Consider the following 15385-nt stretch of genomic DNA (forward strand, 5'->3'; position numbering starts at 1 on the left):
GGATGGAACTGTGCCTGCTAGCGCTGGGTGGCGCCGAACCTTTCGGCAGCAAGCTCGACGGCGGATGCCCGGGCGGCCGAGGCCTCATCGGCGGTCAGCGTCCTGTCTGTGGCGCGGAAGCGCAGGCCGAAGGCCAACGACTTGCGGCCCTCCGGAATGCCGGTTCCCTGGTATTCGTCAAACAAGGCCACATCCTCGAGGAGCTCCCCCGCGCCTTCGCGCAGGGTCTCCAGCACGGACTGTGCCGGGATCTCTGCGGGAACCACCAGGGCTACGTCCTGGGTCGCCACGGGGAAGGTGGAGATCGGTTTGGCAACAATGACGTCGGCCGCAGCGGCAAACACCTTTTCGGCGTTGATTTCCATGGCCACCGTCCGGGCGGGCATGTGCAGCTCAGCCAGCAGCTTCGGGTGCAGCTCGCCGGCGTAGCCAACAACGTCGCCGTTGCGCAGCGTCAGTTCCGCAGCACGTCCCGGATGGAACGCCTGGTGCGAGCCCTGTGTCACGACAAGTTCCACACCCACGACGTCGGCCACCAATCGGGCGGCGTCAATCGCATCGGCCCAGTCCCAGGCACGCGGCGCATGCGAAGGGGCAGCCGGGGAATCCTTGCCGGTGAAGACCGCAGCCATGGTGAGCGGCTGGTACGGAATCCCGTCATGGAGGGCATCGAGGACCTCGTCTGAGGGCTTCACACCGAGCGGCGGAATCGATGCGGTGCCAAGGGTCTCGGCCGGCAGGAAGACCAGGCCCGATTCAAAGAGGGCCAGGTCGTGGAAGCCGCGCGAGTGGTTGCGCTTGGCGATCTCGATCAGGCCCGGCAGCACGGAGGTCCGCAGGAAACCGAATTCCTCGCTGAGCGGGTTGGCAAGCTTCACGGCGGTGCGGGCGGCACCGGCCTCGGCCACGCCAAAGGTGTCGTTGGACGTCTTCGACACGAACGGGTACGCCAGAATTTCGGTCAGCCCGGAGTCGGCCAGGGCCTGGACCGCACGGCGGCGCTGCTGCTGGACGCGGGAGTAGCCTCGGCCCGGAGGTGCCGTCGGAAGGGTTGCCGGGATGAGGTCGTACCCCACCAGGCGGGCCACCTCCTCCGTCAGGTCTTCCTTGGTGAGCAGGTCGTGACGCCAGCTGGGGGCCGTGACGGAATATCCGCCGTCGACCTTGTCCACGACGGCACCCAAATCCGTCAGCGAACCGATGATCTGGGCCTGCGTGAACTCGATGCCAATGCGGGCCGAGGTGAACCCGGACGTCAGGAACACCGGTGCCACCACGGCGGGGGTGCCAACGTCGGTGGACGCTGCAGACTCGGTGCCGCCGGCCAACTCAACCAGGAGGTTCACGGCACGCTGGGCTGCAACGTCGGCAACCTCGGGGTCAACGCCGCGCTCGAAGCGCTTGGACGCCTCGGACGGCAGCTTGTGGCGCCGGCGCGAGCGGGAGATGGACACTTCCTCAAAATGCGCGGCCTCAATGAGCACGTTCACAGTGGCGGAGGTGACCTCGGTGGAGGCCCCGCCCATGACGCCGGCAACCCCAATGGGGCCGGAATCGTCGGTGATGAGCAGGTCCTCGGCGTCGAGCTTGCGGGCCTTCCCGTCAAGGGTCTTCAGCGTTTCGCCGGCGGCGGCACGGCGGACCGTGATCGGGCCGGAGAGCTTGTCGGCGTCGTAGAAGTGCAGCGGCTGGCCGAGTTCCAACATGACGTAGTTGGAGATGTCCACGGGCAGGGAGATGGAGCGGATTCCGGCCAGGCGCAGGCGCGAGGACATCCATGTCGGAGTTGGCGCGCTTGGGTTAATTCCGGTGACGGTGCGGGCCACAAACCTGTCGCAGCCCGGCAGGCCGTAGATCGGCGCCTCGTCGGCAAGGACGACGGCGTGCCCCTCACCGGAGGCGGCCGTCACCGAAACGAGCGATGCCGGATCCGTGAAGACGCTGTCCGTGGCGTGCGCGTATTCGCGGGCAACACCGCGGATGCTGAACGCGTAGCCGCGGTCCGGGGTGACATTGATTTCGGCTGCTTCGTCCGTCAGGCCCAGCAGCTCCAGCGCATCGGTGCCCAGCTCCGGGTCAAGGCCCAGGGTAGCGAGCACCAGGATGCCGTCATGGTCCTCGCCCATGCCGAGTTCGCGCACGGAGGCGATCATGCCGGCAGAGACATGGCCGTAGGTCTTCCGCGGGGTGATGCGGAAGTCGCCGGGCAGCACAGCGCCGGGCAGGGTGACAACAACCTTGTCCCCCACCTCGAAGTTGTGCGCGCCGCAGACAATGCCCTGCACACCGGAGGGATCAATGCCGTCAAAGTCCAGAGTCTGCGCGGCGCCTTCGGGCACCACACGGACGGTGCACCAGTTGATGGTCTTGCCGTTGGTCTGCGGTTCCTTCTCAAGGGTCAGGACCTGGCCCACCACGATGGGGCCGCTGATTTCATCGAGCGGACGGTGCACATCTTCTTCTTCGAAACCAACCTTCACCAGGTCGGTCATTACGTCTTCGGCGGTTGCGCCCGCCGGTACCTGCGCATACTCGCGCAGCCAAGTCAGTGGAATACGCACCGCTTAGATCTCCATCCCAAAGTGTTCGCTGAATCGTACGTCGCCCTCGATCATGTCGTGCATGTCGCCCACTTCGTTGCGGAACATGAGCGTGCGCTCGATGCCCATGCCGAAGGCAAATCCTGAGTATTCGTCCGGATCAATGCCGGCCGCGCGGAGCACGTTCGGGTTGACCATGCCGCAGCCGCCCCACTCGATCCAGCGCGGGCCGCCCTTGGCGCCGGGGTGCCAAATGTCTAGCTCGGCCGACGGTTCGGTGAAGGGGAAGAAGTTCGGGCGCAGGCGGATGCTGGCCTCATCACCAAACATCTGGCGGGCAAAATGCTCCAGCGTGCCACGCAGGTCCGCCATGGACAGGTCCTTGTCGATGGCCAGGCCCTCGAACTGGTGGAACACGGGCGTGTGTGTGGCGTCGAGCTCGTCGGTGCGGAACACCTTGCCGGGGCACAGCACGTAGACGGGCAGCTCACGTTCCAGCAGGGAACGAACCTGCACCGGTGAGGTGTGGGTGCGCATGAGCAGGTGGGCTTCGGGCGGCTCCACGAAGAAGGTGTCCTGCATTTCACGCGCGGGGTGGTCCGGCTTGAAGTTCAACGCGTCAAAGTTGAACCATTCCGATTCCAGCTCGGGACCTTCAGCAATTTCCCAACCCATGCCCACGAAGATGTCACAGACGCGGTCCTGAAGCGTGGACAACGGGTGGCGGGCACCGGCACGGCGGCGGCGCGGTGCAGCCGTCACGTCAACGGTCTCCTCGACCAGGATGCGCGCGGCATCCTCAGCCTCGAGAACTTCGGTGCGGGCTGCGAGCGCCTTCGCAACACGGCCGCGTGAGCCGCCCATGAGCTTGCCGGCGGCAGCCTTGAATTCCTTCGCGAGACCGCCGATCTCACGGTTGGCAAGGCTCAGCGGCGACTTTTCACCGGTGTGCGCCAGCCGGGCGGTCTTCAGCTCATCCAGCGTGGCGGCGGCGGCAATGGCTGCGAGCGCGTTGTCGACGGCTGAGCCAATGGCTGCTTCGTCCAGCGGATCCGGGACCGTTGCGGGTTCAGTGGTTGGTTCGGGCATCTCTGCCGTCTTTTGGGGCATTTCAGACATCTACAGTTTTTACCTAAGCTCGTGTGCGAGTAAGCGGCGGGGTAGCTCCTCCCGCCTGTCCCAGTCTAGTTGACGGCGCGCGCCTGTTTTGAACCCAACTCTTTACCTCGTCGCGACCCATTTGCCCGCCCGCCTTGTTACGCTAACGCTCATGGGCTCCCTTCGCAGCAGATGTACGACGCCGGCATCGCGCCTGGCGCTGTTGGCCTGCCTTGCGCTGGCCTTGGGTTCGCTGGCGCTGACCGGATGCACCGTCTTTACGGGAAAGGTAACGCAATACCATCCGGTTCCAGCCGTTGTGCAGCAAAGCGTTGACTGCCTGCTCTCCATGGACAACAGCTGGCCCGACGGCCCCGAGACGCCACCGGTCTCGACCTTGATGGGCTCTGTGCCGGAAGGGTTTGTGCCTGACAAGGTGTTCGTCTGCCGTCCGGGCGAAGAAACAGTCAACGGAAAATCCACCCGCCTTGTTCAACAGGAAGAGCGTGTTGGTGACTTCACGGCATTGCTGGCAGCCCTGGCAGTACCCAGCGACCGGGGCGAAGCCAACGTTGCTTGCCCAGCGATGATGGAGCTGCGGCTGGGCCTGTGGCTGGTCAACGCCGCAGGGGACGCAGTACAAGCGCAATGGCCCACCGACACCTGTGGCATGACGATGGGCAAGCCTGACACACAAAAGGCCATTGATGCGTTGAACGTTGTCAACATCCTGGTGTCTCCTGTTCCGGGGCAGGGCAGATGATGACTTCGGACTGTACGGTTGGATCGTCGCGCCGCGTTCTGCTGCGGGCGTCTTGGGCCTGTGCACTCCTGCTCATTGCATCCTGTTCCTCCCCCTCCTCCCCCACTCAATACCTGCCGGAACCGGCGGCGCTGCAGTCCGCCGTCGACTGTTCCACTGCCACGGGCTGGGAGATCGCCGCAACGGAACCGGCCATGCTGCTCAAGGGCAGGGTGCCCGACGGCTTTGCCCCCACTGAGGTGGTTAGCTGTACGCCCGGCGAAATGCATGGCGAGGTCACACGGGAACACCTCTCCGGTGACTATGCGCCGTTGCTGGCAGCCCTGGCGAAACCCAGCGAGCGCGGCGGCAACGCATCCTGCCTTGATTACGGCGAAATCCTTCCGGCCATCTGGCTCATCAACGCTGATGGTCAGGCGGTCAACGCCCAGTGGCCCATGGACAACTGCAGCCACTCCCTGCCAGGCACCTTTGAGGCGTTGAAGGCGCTCACACCCACTGATTCCGAAACCATTCCTGTCCAGGGAGCCGCATCGTGAAAGTCTCGCTGCGGATTCGTGCCGTCGCCAACGCCGTGAACCTTTCGACGGCGGCCGGGCTCCTGCTGGCCGCGCTCACCCGCACCCCTGTTGAGAAGGGCCCGCAAGGGCTGCTCCTGGGCACCGACTACCAGCCGAAACTCCCGCTGGCGGGCGCCTTCACGGTGGGCAATGTGATTTTCTACCGGGCGGACAGGGCGTTCATCGACTCCCGGCCGGAGCTGTTGACCCATGAATCCGGGCATGCCACGCAATACGCATGGTGCTTGGGCCTGCCGTTCCTGCCGCTGTATTTCGCCTGCGCCGCATACTCGTGGTGGCGGACCGGTGATCCCGGCAGCCGCAACTTCTTTGAACGCAACGCAGGACTTGCGTTGGGCGGGTACCGCGAGCTGCCCACGATTGCCCGGCTGCCGTTTCTCAAGCCCAAAACCTCAGCAACACCAACGAAGCATTCGTCACCACAGACAAGGAACTGATCAATGACTGACACACCGCGCTCCATTACCGTCACCGGCCAAGGCACCGCGCAGGCAGCCCCCGACCATTTCAACATCAACATTGGCATCGAAGCCTCGCAGCCAACCGTGCGCGCCGCCTACTCGACAGCCAGCGAAGCAGTCAACGCCGTCACCGCTACGCTGCTCGCCAACGGGGTCGAGCAGCACTCCGTCAGCTCAACGTCACTCGATGTGCGCGTCGACACCCGCTGGCAGGACGGGACGGGCACCATCGTCACCGGTTACACAGTCTCCAGCACCCTGACGGTTCCGCTGGATTACGGCAAAGACACCGAGGACGTCATCGCCGCTGTCGTGGACACCGGCAACAACAACGTCCGGCTGAACGGGCTCTCACCGGTGGTCACAGATCCGTCGGCCGCGCAGGACGCAGCCCGCACCGCCGCCTGGTCGGACGCCCTCCGGGCGGCCGAGCTGTACGCCAGGCTGGCCGGGCGCACCCTCGGGGAGCTGTCCGGCGTCGTCGAAGTCAATGCGCCGCAGGGCGGGCCCCGTCCGATGATGGCGCGGGCTGCCCTGGTCGCTGACAGTGCCATGGCGATCGCACCCGGCCAAAGCGATGTCACGATCGCCGTCCAAGCCACCTGGCTGCTGAACTAGCCGCGGAGCGCCGGACGGGCAGCGTTCCCTGGCGATGACGCCGGCTCACCGTGCGGCACCTGACGGCGACGCCGGCTCACGGAGCGGGGATGGATTTTTGAAGGTCGCCCAGCGACCGAAGAAATCTTACTGCCCGCGAGGGAGCCGGCGACGCCGACCGCCCGCAACCGCTAGGGCATGCTGATCTCGCGCTTGAGGATCTTGCCGGTGGGTCCCTTGGGCAGTTCGTCCATGATGATGATCTGGCGCGGGTATTTGTAGGCGGCAACCCGGGCCTTGACGAACTCCTGGATGCTGGCGGCAAGGGCATCCGGGTCGTCGGCGCCCTCGGCACCGTCCTTGAGTGACACCGCGGCACAGACCTCCTCGCCGTGGGCGTCGTCGAGCTTGCCCAGGACGGCAGCCTCGGCCACGGCAGGGTGCTCGTAGAGGACTTCCTCAATCTCGCGCGGGTAGATGTTGTAGCCGCCACGCAGGATCATGTCCTTCTTGCGGTCCACGATGAAGAACACGCCATCCTCGTCCTTGCGGCCCAAGTCGCCCGTGCGGAACCAGCCGTCAGGGATCGCAGCGGCCGTCGCCTCGGCGTTGTTCCAGTAACCCTTCATGACATACGGCCCGGCCACGGCAATCTCCCCCACCGTGCCGAGTTCGACGTCGGCACCCGCGTCATCGACGATCCGCACCTGTGCTCCGGCCACCACGGTGCCAACGGAGCCGGGCTTGCGGATGCCGTCCATCTGGTTGAAGGTGACAACCGGTGACGTTTCCGACAGTCCGTAACCTTCCAGCAGGGTGGCATCAAAGGTGGTCTCAAACTCGTGCAGGATCTCCACCGGCAGTGCCGACCCGCCCGATGCGGCCAGGCGGAGGCTGCTCAGGTCGTAGTTCTCCCGCCCGGGGGCGCGCAGCAAGGCGATGTACATGCTCGGCACCCCCTCAAAGATGGTGACCTTGTCACGCTGGATGATTTCCAGGGCCTTGACCGGATCAAATCGGGGCAGCAGCGTCACGGTTGCACCGGCCATCACCGCGGAGTTCAGCGCACACGTCTGGCCAAAGATGTGGAAGAACGGGAGCCCGCCAAAGATCACGTCGCCGTCCCGGCTGGAAAAGAGACTGACGGACACTTCGGCGTTGCTGCGCAGGTTTTCGTGTGTCAGTTCGGCACCCTTGGGCTTGCCGGTGGTCCCGGAGGTGTACAGGATGACGGCGGTGTCGTCCTTGTCAGCGGCGGCGATCGCGGACAGCGGATCCAAGGGTGCCAGCAGCGCCATAAAGCCGGCGTCAATGGGAATAATTGCGGTGCCAGTTTCGGCGCCGCCACCTTCCACCTCCCCCATGACCCCCTCCCAGGCAAACGCAAGCTTGGCTCCTGAATCCCTGAGGTGGTAGGCAACCTCGCGGGATTTGAGCAGCGGATTCAGCGGCACCACGATGGCACCGTAACGCAGGATTCCGTAGTAGATGGCGGGCATCTGCGGCAGGTTTGGTGCTATCAAGGCCACCCTGTCCCCAGGTTTCACCCCTCGGGCGGCCAGCAGTGCCGCAACCTTGGCACTGAGCACCTCCAGCGCGCCAAATGAGATTTCAATGTCGTCCAGCTTGATGGCGACCCCGCCGGGGTTCCGTTCGGCCGAGGCTGGGACGATGGTGGCCAGGTTCGTCATGACTGCTCCTTTGTACTGGGACTGCGCAGGCGCTGGACGGCATCGTCGTTGATGCCGGTTCGGGCCGGGCAGCTGGGGCAACATCGCCCGCATGCCTCCACCATAACGCCAGGCGGAGTGATTCACGACACATCACTACCCGTCGGTAACAAATATTTTTCACCGGGGCCCATTGCGCCTGATTAGAATATATGTTCTAATCGACTCATGCGGTGGACAAATCAAGAACTCAACCAGCCACTTTTCCCCGACCAAGCCACCAGCCCTGAACAAAGTGCAGAGGGCACGACGCAACCGCTGCTGCCACTGGCAGGACTGGTCAAAAGTGTCCAGACACCGGATTTTGCCGGCATCACCTTTCATGAGGTGCTTTCCAAATCGGCGCTGAACAAGGTCCCGCCCAGCTCAACGATGCCGTTTGCATGGACGGTGAATCCCTACCGGGGATGCTCGCACGCCTGTGTTTATTGCTTCGCCCGCAAAAGCCACACGTATCTGGATTTTGACCCGGGCGTAGATTTTGATTCCCAGGTTGTCGTCAAGGTCAATGTGGCGCAGGTGCTGCGCAAGGAACTGTTCAAGCCGTCATGGCAGCACGAGCATGTGGCGCTGGGAACCAACACCGACCCCTACCAGCGGGCTGAAGGCCGCTACCAGCTCATGCCCGGGATCATCTCGGCGCTTGCAGATTCCGGCACCCCGTTTTCGATTTTGACCAAGGGGACGTTGCTGGCAAGGGACATCCCGGCACTGCGCAGGGCTGGAGAACAAGTCAGCGTGGGCATGGGAATTTCGCTGGCTTTGCTGGATGAAGACCTGGCCCACACACTGGAACCCGGGACACCCTCTCCCAAGGCCCGGCTGGCCTTGATCAGCAAACTGCGCGATGCCGGCCTTCCCTGCGGTGTCATGGCCATGCCCATCCTCCCCTGGCTGACCGATTCCGAGGAATCGCTGGACGCCTTGTTTGCGGCGCTGGCCGGCGCGGGCGCAACCGGGGTGAGCGCCGGTGCCTTGTATCTGCGTCCAGGCACCAGGGAATGGTTCATGCAGTGGCTGGCCCGCGAACATCCCGCCTTGGTGGGGCGGTACCAGCGCCTCTACGGCGCTGGCTCCTACGCGTCAAAGGAGTATCGCCAATGGCTTGCGGCCCGGGTGAATGAGGCGAAGGCGCGCAACGGTTTCAGCGCCCAGGGGTTTGTTCATGATCCCCGGCGCGAAGAAGGCGAATATCCCCACGGCAGCCTGCCGTCGAACGCTGCAATATCGGGAAATGCCCCAACAGCTGGCGGTGCCGGACTAGCCCGCGGGGCCGGAACCGATGTCCCCACAACAGGCTTCAGGGGCATTCCGGGCAGAAAAAAGGCGGAATCCCCCGGGGAGGATCCCGCCTTGGCCAGTCTGGCCCCCACCTTGTTCTGACCTCAGTCCTGACCGCCCGGACGGCTGCCAGGACGGCTGCCAGGACTCGGACCGCCCGCCAACACGCGGGAGACGATCACGAACTAGTCAAACAATGATGGAGTGTCAACTGTTGGCTTATCCGCTCTTGCGGCGGAATTCACGCTTGTGGCCGGCTGCACCGTGTGATGCGCTGATCTTTGCATCAGTGGCGGCTCCAACACTGCCATGCTGCTTGTTTTTCTTGTTTTCCAGGGCCTGGCGAAACTTTTCCTTCGTTTCGTCACTGGCACCGGTGGGGGCTTGTTCGTCGTGGTTTTCACTCGTCATGGCACAACCTCCTTGGGGTCTTCTGCACCCAGTCTGGCACAGGGCGGCAGAAATTCAACAGCCGCCGTGCCATTTTTTCCCGCCGGCTATTGCCGGGTCGAATATTGCCGTGCCGTGAAGGACACAAGGGCCTGCACGATTGGGAGGTCCGCCGGAATCCACTCCAACTCGAGAATTTCGGGTCCCGCCAGCTCCACCCAGCGCAGCAGGTCATGGTCTTCCAAGGGTTCGGGCGTGCCGTTGGTCACTTGGGCCAGCCACACGCGCATGGCGGCGTTGGCGTTCAGGGGCCAGCCGTCCGACGTCGGACACTGCAGTTCGGCGCCCAGCTCCGCCGTGATGCCCAACTCCTCTGCCAACTCCCTGTGGAGGGCCTCCTGCGGGGTTTCGCCGGGCTCAATCTTGCCGCCGGGGAACTCCCACATGCCGGCCAGTTCCGGCGGTGCAGTCCGCCGGGCAGCCAGGAGCCTGACGGGATGGGCAAGGGAATCCACCAGCGCGGCGCCCACTATCTGTTTCTGCGTAGTCACCCCTCCAGTCTAGGTCGAACTAGACTGGACACGGCAGCTTCATGCCTCGCCTTGCGCGGCCCCGGCCTTGGGGCGCCGACACCGACCGCCCAGCACAGTGCGGCAGCGGACGAAACCCACCCTCCGAAAGAAAATTCATGACCCTGCTTAAATCACAGCGCGACGCCAAGCCCGCCTCACCGAGGGTTGTGGCGTGGGCAATCCTGGCCCTGGCCATCGGCGGCTTTGGAATCGGCACCACCGAGTTTGCCATGATGGGTCTTCTGCCCAACGTGGCCGAAGGCGTGGGCGTCAGCGTGCCGACTGCCGGACACGTGATTTCCGCTTACGCGCTGGGAGTTGTCATTGGGGCGCCGCTGTTGATTGCCGTCGGTGCGAAAATGCCGCGCAAGACGTTGGCACTGGCGTTGATGGCCTTGTTTACTGTGGGCAACCTGCTCTCGGTGTTCGCCCATGACTACACGACATTGCTTGTCACCCGTTTCATTGCGGGCCTGCCGCACGGTGCCTTCTTTGGCGTGGCAGCCGTGCTGGCGGCCTCCATGGTGGTGCCCACCAAGCGCGGCCGGGCCATTTCCATGGTCATGATGGGCTTGTCCGTGGCCAATGTGCTGGGCGTGCCGCTGGCAACCTTTGTGGGCCAGCAGTTCGGCTGGCGCTGGTTGTTCGTTCTGGTCGGCATCATCGGTGTGGCCAGCATGGTCTGCATGGCACTTTTTGTTCCGGCCCAGAAGGCACAGCCTGATGCCAGCCTGCGCAAGGAACTGGGCGCACTGCGCCGCGGCCAGGTGTGGCTGACGCTTTTGATCGGCGTCGTCGGCTTCGGCGGCTTCTTCGCGGTGTACACCTACGTGGCAAACACCATGACCGACGTCGCCGGCTTCTCCCCCGCTTTCCTGCCCATCATCGTTGGCTTGTACGGGGTGGGGATGGTGGTTGGAAACTATGTCGGCGGCCGGATCGCCGACTGGTCCGTCATGGGCAGCATCTACCTGGTCATGGGTTTCATTGCCGCCATGCTTGTCATCTATGCGGTGTCGGTCCACATCCAGTGGATGGCCTTGCTGATGATCTTCGTCATTGGCGCCTCGGGCGCCATGCTCATTCCCTCGTTGCAGACCAGGCTGCTGGATGTTTCCCCGGGCGCCCCAACACTGGCGTCCTCCTTGAACCATTCCGCCTTGAACCTGGCCAATGCGCTTGGCGCCTTCGTGGGCGGGCTGGTCATCACCTGGGGCTGGGGGTACACGGCCCCGGCCATGGTCGGTGCCGCACTCGCAGTGCTGGGCCTGGTCATCGCCCTTGTCAGCGGTTTGCTGGAGAAAACTGCCCGCAGGCGCGCCACGAGCTAGACGCCCGGCTCGCCGGGCGGGAGACCTGGCGGAGTGCCGGCTGGAGCCCGGGGACTATCATGGTCCTACCGGCCGAATGACTGCCGCCAGGACAACGCCTGACCTGTCTTGTAGCGCTGGACATGTTGGCACGGGCTCCCGCCGGGCCAAAGGACGCTGACATGTTCGACCTGCCGATAAGCATTGCCGTTGTCGCGTTGATCGCCGCTGCGTCTCCGATGCTGGCCGCCGTTACGGGCCGTGTGGTCAAGGTGCCACTCGTTGTGTTTGAGATCCTCCTGGGCATGATCGTTGGCCCGGCGTTGCTCGGGTGGGTCAAACCCACCGCCTTTATTGAGACGATGTCCCAGTTTGGCCTTGCCATGCTGTTTTTCATGGCCGGCAATGAACTCAATTTTGGCGCCATCAAGGGCAGGCCGCTGCGCCGGGCCGGACTGGCCTGGCTCATTTCGGTTGCGGCTGGCATTGCTGTCGGCTTGCTCATTGTCGACGGCGCCGGGGTCCCGAGCGTCGAGGCGGCAATTCTTGTCGGCATCGCCGTAGCGACGACCTCGTTGGGGACTTTGCTGCCAATTTTGCGTGACGCAGGCGAATCCAGGACGATTTTCGGCAGGGCTGTGGCGGCGGTCGGAACCGTGGGTGAGTTTGGTCCGCTGCTTGCCATCTCGTTGTTTCTGAGCGGCCGTGACTTCGGGGCCTCAGCCGTGTTCCTTGTGGTCTTTGTTGTCATTGTGGCCTTGTCCATCTGGCTGACGGCCAGGGGCAATCACCGCCATTTCCACCGGCTGACAGCTGCGACCCTGCACAGCAGCGGCCAGTTCGGGGTCCGCCTGGTGTTGCTCATAGTTGCCGGTTCCGTTGCGCTCAGCACGGTCTTTGGGCTCGACCTGTTGCTGGGCGCATTTGCCGGTGGCATACTCTGGCGTGTTTTCATTGACGGTGCCGGCCCCGGTGACGCAGCCGTTGTTGAAACCAAACTCGATGCTGTTGCCTTTGGGTTCCTTGTCCCGGTGTTCTTTATCAACACGGGGCTGTCTTTTGACCTCGATGGGGTGTTTAAAAATGCCTTCACCCTGGCGTTGGTGCCGATCTTCCTGATTGTGCTGCTCGTTGTCCGGGGACTTCCCAACGTCCTGGCCGCACCGAAAAGGTCTCCCTGGGCCGACAGGTGGGCGATCGCCTTCTTTGGGGCTACTGGACTCCCGATCATCGTCGCCGTCACGGCCATCGGCGTGGACAGCGGGTACCTGCCGTCAGGAATCGCCACCGCCTTGATCGGTGCCGGAATGCTGTCGGTATTGTTTTTCCCGGCGCTGGCCCTGGCCCAACGAAAACGGGGGCCCAGGCCCGGGCCGGATACCAGCGCCGGCTGAGTCCGGCCGGGTGGGCAGTCGGCCGGGTGGGACAGGCCGCCGAGGCCGCCGGGACGGGTCGGCTTTAGTTGCGCTCGCCTGTCACGGGCTCGCCGTCGCTGGCGGGCATTACTTGCTGGCCCGAAGTGTCAGCGGCAGTGGCTGCCTGCCTGGCTGAATAAATGTCTGGCTCAAGGTAGATGACCGTCGCAATGGGCACCGCCGTCCTCACGCGCTGTTCGGCGGCATTGATGGCTTCGGCGATCTCCGCCCCGGTTTCCGAGGCGTCAACGGCAATTTTCGCTGCCACCAGCAGTTCCTCCGGACCCAGGTGCATGGTCTTAAGGTGGATGACGCTGCTGACGCCGGGCCCGACAAGGGCCGCTTCCACGGCACGGACGTCCTCAGCCGTGGCGGACTCCCCCAGCAGCAGCGACTTCGTTTCCACCGCCAGGATGATGGCGACGCACACCAGCAGAACGCCGATCAAACCAGTGCCAATGGCATCCCAGATCCCGTTTCCGGTCAGCAGTGTCACCGTGACTCCGAAGAGGGCAAAGATCAGCCCCACCAGCGCCGCGGAATCCTCCAACAAGATGACGGGGAGTTCCGGTGCCTTGGCCGTCTTGATGAATTCGGGCCAGCTGCGTGTGCCGCGGGTCAGATTGGATTCCTTGACGGCGACAAGGAAAGACCGCCCTTCCATGGCGATGGCGCCGAGCAGCACGGCCAGCGGGACCCACCACCAACGGCCTTCAATGCCGTGGGGGTCCTGCCATTTTTCGAAGGCCTCGTAGAGGGCAAACAAGCCGCCCACACTGAAAAGGATGATCGAGACGATGAAGGCGTAGACGTAGCGTTCACGGCCATAGCCAAAGGGGTGCTCCGGGCTGGCTTGCCGCTTGGCCTTCTTCCCGCCGATCAGCAGGAGCAATTGATTGCCCGAGTCGGCAACAGAGTGGATGCCCTCTGCCAGCATGGATGAGGACAGCGTCAGGAAATACGCCAGGAACTTCATCGCCGCAATGGACAGGTTCGCAGCCAACGCTGCCACTATCGCCTTGTTACCGCCTTGTTGAGACACAGTGGCCTCCCCCTCCATCGTGTGCAGCCCAATCAACGGGCCGCGTGAACGCGGCGCCCACAAAGAGAGTGTACAGCCGGGCCGCCGCACAAGCGTCCAAGCCAGGCACCGCGGCTGCACAGGGAACGGCCGCGCCTGACCGGGCATGCACGCCCCGGCCGCGTCCCGCCGTCGTCCGGCTCAGCAGCTCCAAGAGTCAGCAACGGCACGCCGGCACAACCACAGGAGCCGCTAGACTCCGCGGCGCTGGGCGCGTGCGCTGGCGTACAGGCACACGGTCGCGGCCGTGCCAAGGTTCAAGGACTCGGCGGCGCCGTACACCGGCACTGCCACGCGGTGGTCGGCCAGGGCTTTTTCCTCCCCGGCAAGCCCCTGGGCCTCGTTGCCAAAGAGCCACATGGTGGGCTCGGCCAGGTCATAGGTGGCGTCGGGAATTTCCTGGTCAAAGGACCGTGCGGCGCTTTCATCCTGGAGCAAATCGAGATTCAACTGGCCGTAACCGTCAGCGGCAAGAATGCCAATGCCGGCGGCAGAGGCGGCCGCCACCACTTCGGCCAGGTCTGCACCAAGCACAACCGGCAGGTGGAAGATGGAGCCGGCTGTGGAGCGCACGGCCTTCGGGTTGTAAATGTCAACACTGGACTGCGAGAAGATCACGGCGTCGGCACCGGCGGCATCGGCAGCACGCAGGACGGTGCCCGCATTTCCCGGGTCCTGGACCCGGCACAACATGGCGATCAGCTTGGGTTTGGAGGCAATGACTTCCTCCAGGGGCACATCCACGAAGTTGCACACGGCAACCACGCCCTGGGGTGAGACGGTGTCCGTCATGGCGGCCAGAACCAATTCGCTGGCGATCCGCACTTGCAGGCGGGACCCCGGGGCGGACGCCGATTCCAGCAGCTCGGGGAACTTCTTCAGGCTCTCGACCGTGGCATAAATGGCTTCAACAACGGCAGTGCCGCCGGCAGCCAGGCAATCGTGGTGCGCCCGGAGCGCCTCACGGACAGCCTGGGGCCCCTCGGCCAGGAACTGGCGGCGCTTTAAACGGCCCGAGCGCCCTACCAGCTTGGCAACATCCCGCACCCGATCTGCTCGAGGATTGGTCATTGCTTCTGCTGGCGGGCGCCCGGGTTCATTCATGCTTAGGACTTTAGCAGTCACTGCTCATGAACAAGGAACTGGACGTTCCTGGGAAAAACTAAATGCTACTTTGCTACCGGAGCTGACGTGTCAGCAGGCAGCGCGCCCTTGGCGATATTCACCAGAGCAGCGAATGCACCGGCGTCGTTGACGGCCAGGTCGGCCAGCATGCGACGGTCAACCTCGATCTCAGCAGCCTTCAGGCCCTGGATCAAACGGTTGTAGGTCAGGCCATTGGCGCGTGATGCAGCGTTGATGCGCTGGATCCAGAGGCGACGGAAGTCACCCTTGCGCTTGCGGCGGTCGCCGTAGCTGTACACAAACGAGTGCAGCAGCTGCTCTTTGGCCTTGCGGTACAGGCGTGAACGCTGTCCGCGGTAACCCTTTGCGCGCTCAAGAACAACCCGACGCTTTTTATGGGCGTTTACAGCCCTCTTCACACGTGCCACGTGCGTACTCCTT

15 protein-coding genes are annotated in these 15385 nt (G+C 64.0%); 7 read left to right on the plus strand and 8 right to left on the minus strand.

Features of this window, described 5'->3' with window-relative positions; genetic code table 11:
* Window positions 1–17 precede the first annotated feature (17 nt).
* Window positions 18–2561, minus strand: a complete 2544-nt coding sequence (pheT, locus tag ACT3TS_RS00005) for a phenylalanine--tRNA ligase subunit beta (protein WP_444529440.1) — start codon at window positions 2559–2561, stop codon at window positions 18–20.
* Window positions 2562–2564: 3 nt separating this feature from the next.
* Window positions 2565–3659, minus strand: coding sequence for a phenylalanine--tRNA ligase subunit alpha (pheS, locus tag ACT3TS_RS00010; protein WP_444529441.1), 1095 nt, complete (start codon window positions 3657–3659; stop codon window positions 2565–2567).
* A 151-nt stretch (window positions 3660–3810) separates the two neighbouring features.
* Between pheS and ACT3TS_RS00015 the strand changes: the two genes are divergently transcribed.
* The 4 genes from ACT3TS_RS00015 to ACT3TS_RS00030 are packed head-to-tail and all read left to right on the plus strand — an operon-like array spanning window position 3811 to window position 6061.
* Window positions 3811–4401: a hypothetical protein gene (locus ACT3TS_RS00015; protein WP_444529442.1), complete on the plus strand. Its 591-nt coding sequence runs from the start codon at window positions 3811–3813 to the stop codon at window positions 4399–4401.
* A complete protein-coding gene (locus ACT3TS_RS00020) occupies window positions 4398–4940 on the plus strand; it encodes a hypothetical protein (protein WP_444529443.1) in 543 nt (180 codons plus the stop codon). The genes ACT3TS_RS00015 and ACT3TS_RS00020 overlap by 4 nt, the downstream gene beginning before the upstream one ends.
* Window positions 4937–5419, plus strand: a complete 483-nt coding sequence (locus ACT3TS_RS00025; RefSeq protein WP_444529444.1) for a hypothetical protein — start codon at window positions 4937–4939, stop codon at window positions 5417–5419. The genes ACT3TS_RS00020 and ACT3TS_RS00025 overlap by 4 nt, the downstream gene beginning before the upstream one ends.
* Window positions 5420–5422: 3 nt before the next feature.
* Window positions 5423–6061, plus strand: a complete 639-nt coding sequence (locus ACT3TS_RS00030) for an SIMPL domain-containing protein (RefSeq protein WP_444529445.1) — start codon at window positions 5423–5425, stop codon at window positions 6059–6061.
* 170 nt (window positions 6062–6231) lie between these two features.
* Here ACT3TS_RS00030 and ACT3TS_RS00035 read toward each other — a convergent pair whose 3' ends face one another.
* Window positions 6232–7731, minus strand: coding sequence for a long-chain-fatty-acid--CoA ligase (locus tag ACT3TS_RS00035; protein ID WP_444529446.1), 1500 nt, complete (start codon window positions 7729–7731; stop codon window positions 6232–6234).
* Between the two features lie 207 nt (window positions 7732–7938).
* Between ACT3TS_RS00035 and ACT3TS_RS00040 the strand changes: the two genes are divergently transcribed.
* Complete coding sequence (locus ACT3TS_RS00040; protein ID WP_444529447.1) at window positions 7939–9153, plus strand: Rv2578c family radical SAM protein; 1215 nt, start codon at window positions 7939–7941, stop codon at window positions 9151–9153.
* A gap of 117 nt (window positions 9154–9270) precedes the next feature.
* Here ACT3TS_RS00040 and ACT3TS_RS00045 read toward each other — a convergent pair whose 3' ends face one another.
* A complete protein-coding gene (locus ACT3TS_RS00045; protein WP_444529448.1) occupies window positions 9271–9462 on the minus strand; it encodes a DUF5302 domain-containing protein in 192 nt (63 codons plus the stop codon).
* Between the two features lie 86 nt (window positions 9463–9548).
* Window positions 9549–9992, minus strand: coding sequence for a (deoxy)nucleoside triphosphate pyrophosphohydrolase (locus ACT3TS_RS00050; protein WP_444529449.1), 444 nt, complete (start codon window positions 9990–9992; stop codon window positions 9549–9551).
* 137 nt (window positions 9993–10129) lie between these two features.
* Between ACT3TS_RS00050 and ACT3TS_RS00055 the strand changes: the two genes are divergently transcribed.
* Together ACT3TS_RS00055 and ACT3TS_RS00060 are read left to right on the plus strand one after the other, a co-directional pair.
* Window positions 10130–11344 (plus strand): MFS transporter, encoded by a 1215-nt coding sequence (locus ACT3TS_RS00055; RefSeq protein ID WP_444529450.1) that lies wholly within the window; start codon window positions 10130–10132, stop codon window positions 11342–11344.
* A 161-nt stretch (window positions 11345–11505) separates the two neighbouring features.
* Window positions 11506–12717: a cation:proton antiporter gene (locus ACT3TS_RS00060; RefSeq protein ID WP_444529451.1), complete on the plus strand. Its 1212-nt coding sequence runs from the start codon at window positions 11506–11508 to the stop codon at window positions 12715–12717.
* Window positions 12718–12781: 64 nt separating this feature from the next.
* On the opposite strand, the gene ACT3TS_RS00065 is transcribed toward ACT3TS_RS00060, so the two are convergent.
* The 3 genes from ACT3TS_RS00065 to rplT form a co-directional block, all read right to left on the minus strand.
* Window positions 12782–13780: a cation diffusion facilitator family transporter gene (locus ACT3TS_RS00065; protein ID WP_444529452.1), complete on the minus strand. Its 999-nt coding sequence runs from the start codon at window positions 13778–13780 to the stop codon at window positions 12782–12784.
* A 231-nt stretch (window positions 13781–14011) separates the two neighbouring features.
* Window positions 14012–14923 (minus strand): TrmH family RNA methyltransferase, encoded by a 912-nt coding sequence (locus ACT3TS_RS00070; protein WP_444529453.1) that lies wholly within the window; start codon window positions 14921–14923, stop codon window positions 14012–14014.
* A 65-nt stretch (window positions 14924–14988) separates the two neighbouring features.
* Window positions 14989–15372 carry a 50S ribosomal protein L20 gene (gene rplT / locus ACT3TS_RS00075; protein WP_444529454.1) on the minus strand — a complete coding sequence of 128 codons (384 nt, stop codon included), beginning with the start codon at window positions 15370–15372 and terminating at the stop codon, window positions 14989–14991.
* Between the last annotated feature and the right edge of the window lie 13 nt (window positions 15373–15385).

The sequence above is a fragment of the Specibacter sp. AOP5-B1-6 genome (assembly GCF_052376555.1).
Lineage (GTDB): Bacteria > Actinomycetota > Actinomycetes > Actinomycetales > Micrococcaceae > Specibacter.

Coding starts and splice junctions, on each gene's coding strand:
- ACT3TS_RS00020 (WP_444529443.1), top strand. CDS start 4,398: ATGATGACTTCGGACTGTACGGTTGGATCGTCGCGCCGCGTTCTGCTG.
- ACT3TS_RS00070 (WP_444529453.1), bottom strand. CDS start 14,923: ATGAATGAACCCGGGCGCCCGCCAGCAGAAGCAATGACCAATCCTCGA.
- ACT3TS_RS00030 (WP_444529445.1), top strand. CDS start 5,423: ATGACTGACACACCGCGCTCCATTACCGTCACCGGCCAAGGCACCGCG.
- ACT3TS_RS00060 (WP_444529451.1), top strand. CDS start 11,506: ATGTTCGACCTGCCGATAAGCATTGCCGTTGTCGCGTTGATCGCCGCT.
- ACT3TS_RS00040 (WP_444529447.1), top strand. CDS start 7,939: ATGCGGTGGACAAATCAAGAACTCAACCAGCCACTTTTCCCCGACCAA.
- ACT3TS_RS00035 (WP_444529446.1), bottom strand. CDS start 7,731: ATGACGAACCTGGCCACCATCGTCCCAGCCTCGGCCGAACGGAACCCC.
- pheS (WP_444529441.1), bottom strand. CDS start 3,659: ATGTCTGAAATGCCCCAAAAGACGGCAGAGATGCCCGAACCAACCACT.
- ACT3TS_RS00055 (WP_444529450.1), top strand. CDS start 10,130: ATGACCCTGCTTAAATCACAGCGCGACGCCAAGCCCGCCTCACCGAGG.
- ACT3TS_RS00015 (WP_444529442.1), top strand. CDS start 3,811: ATGGGCTCCCTTCGCAGCAGATGTACGACGCCGGCATCGCGCCTGGCG.
- ACT3TS_RS00045 (WP_444529448.1), bottom strand. CDS start 9,462: ATGACGAGTGAAAACCACGACGAACAAGCCCCCACCGGTGCCAGTGAC.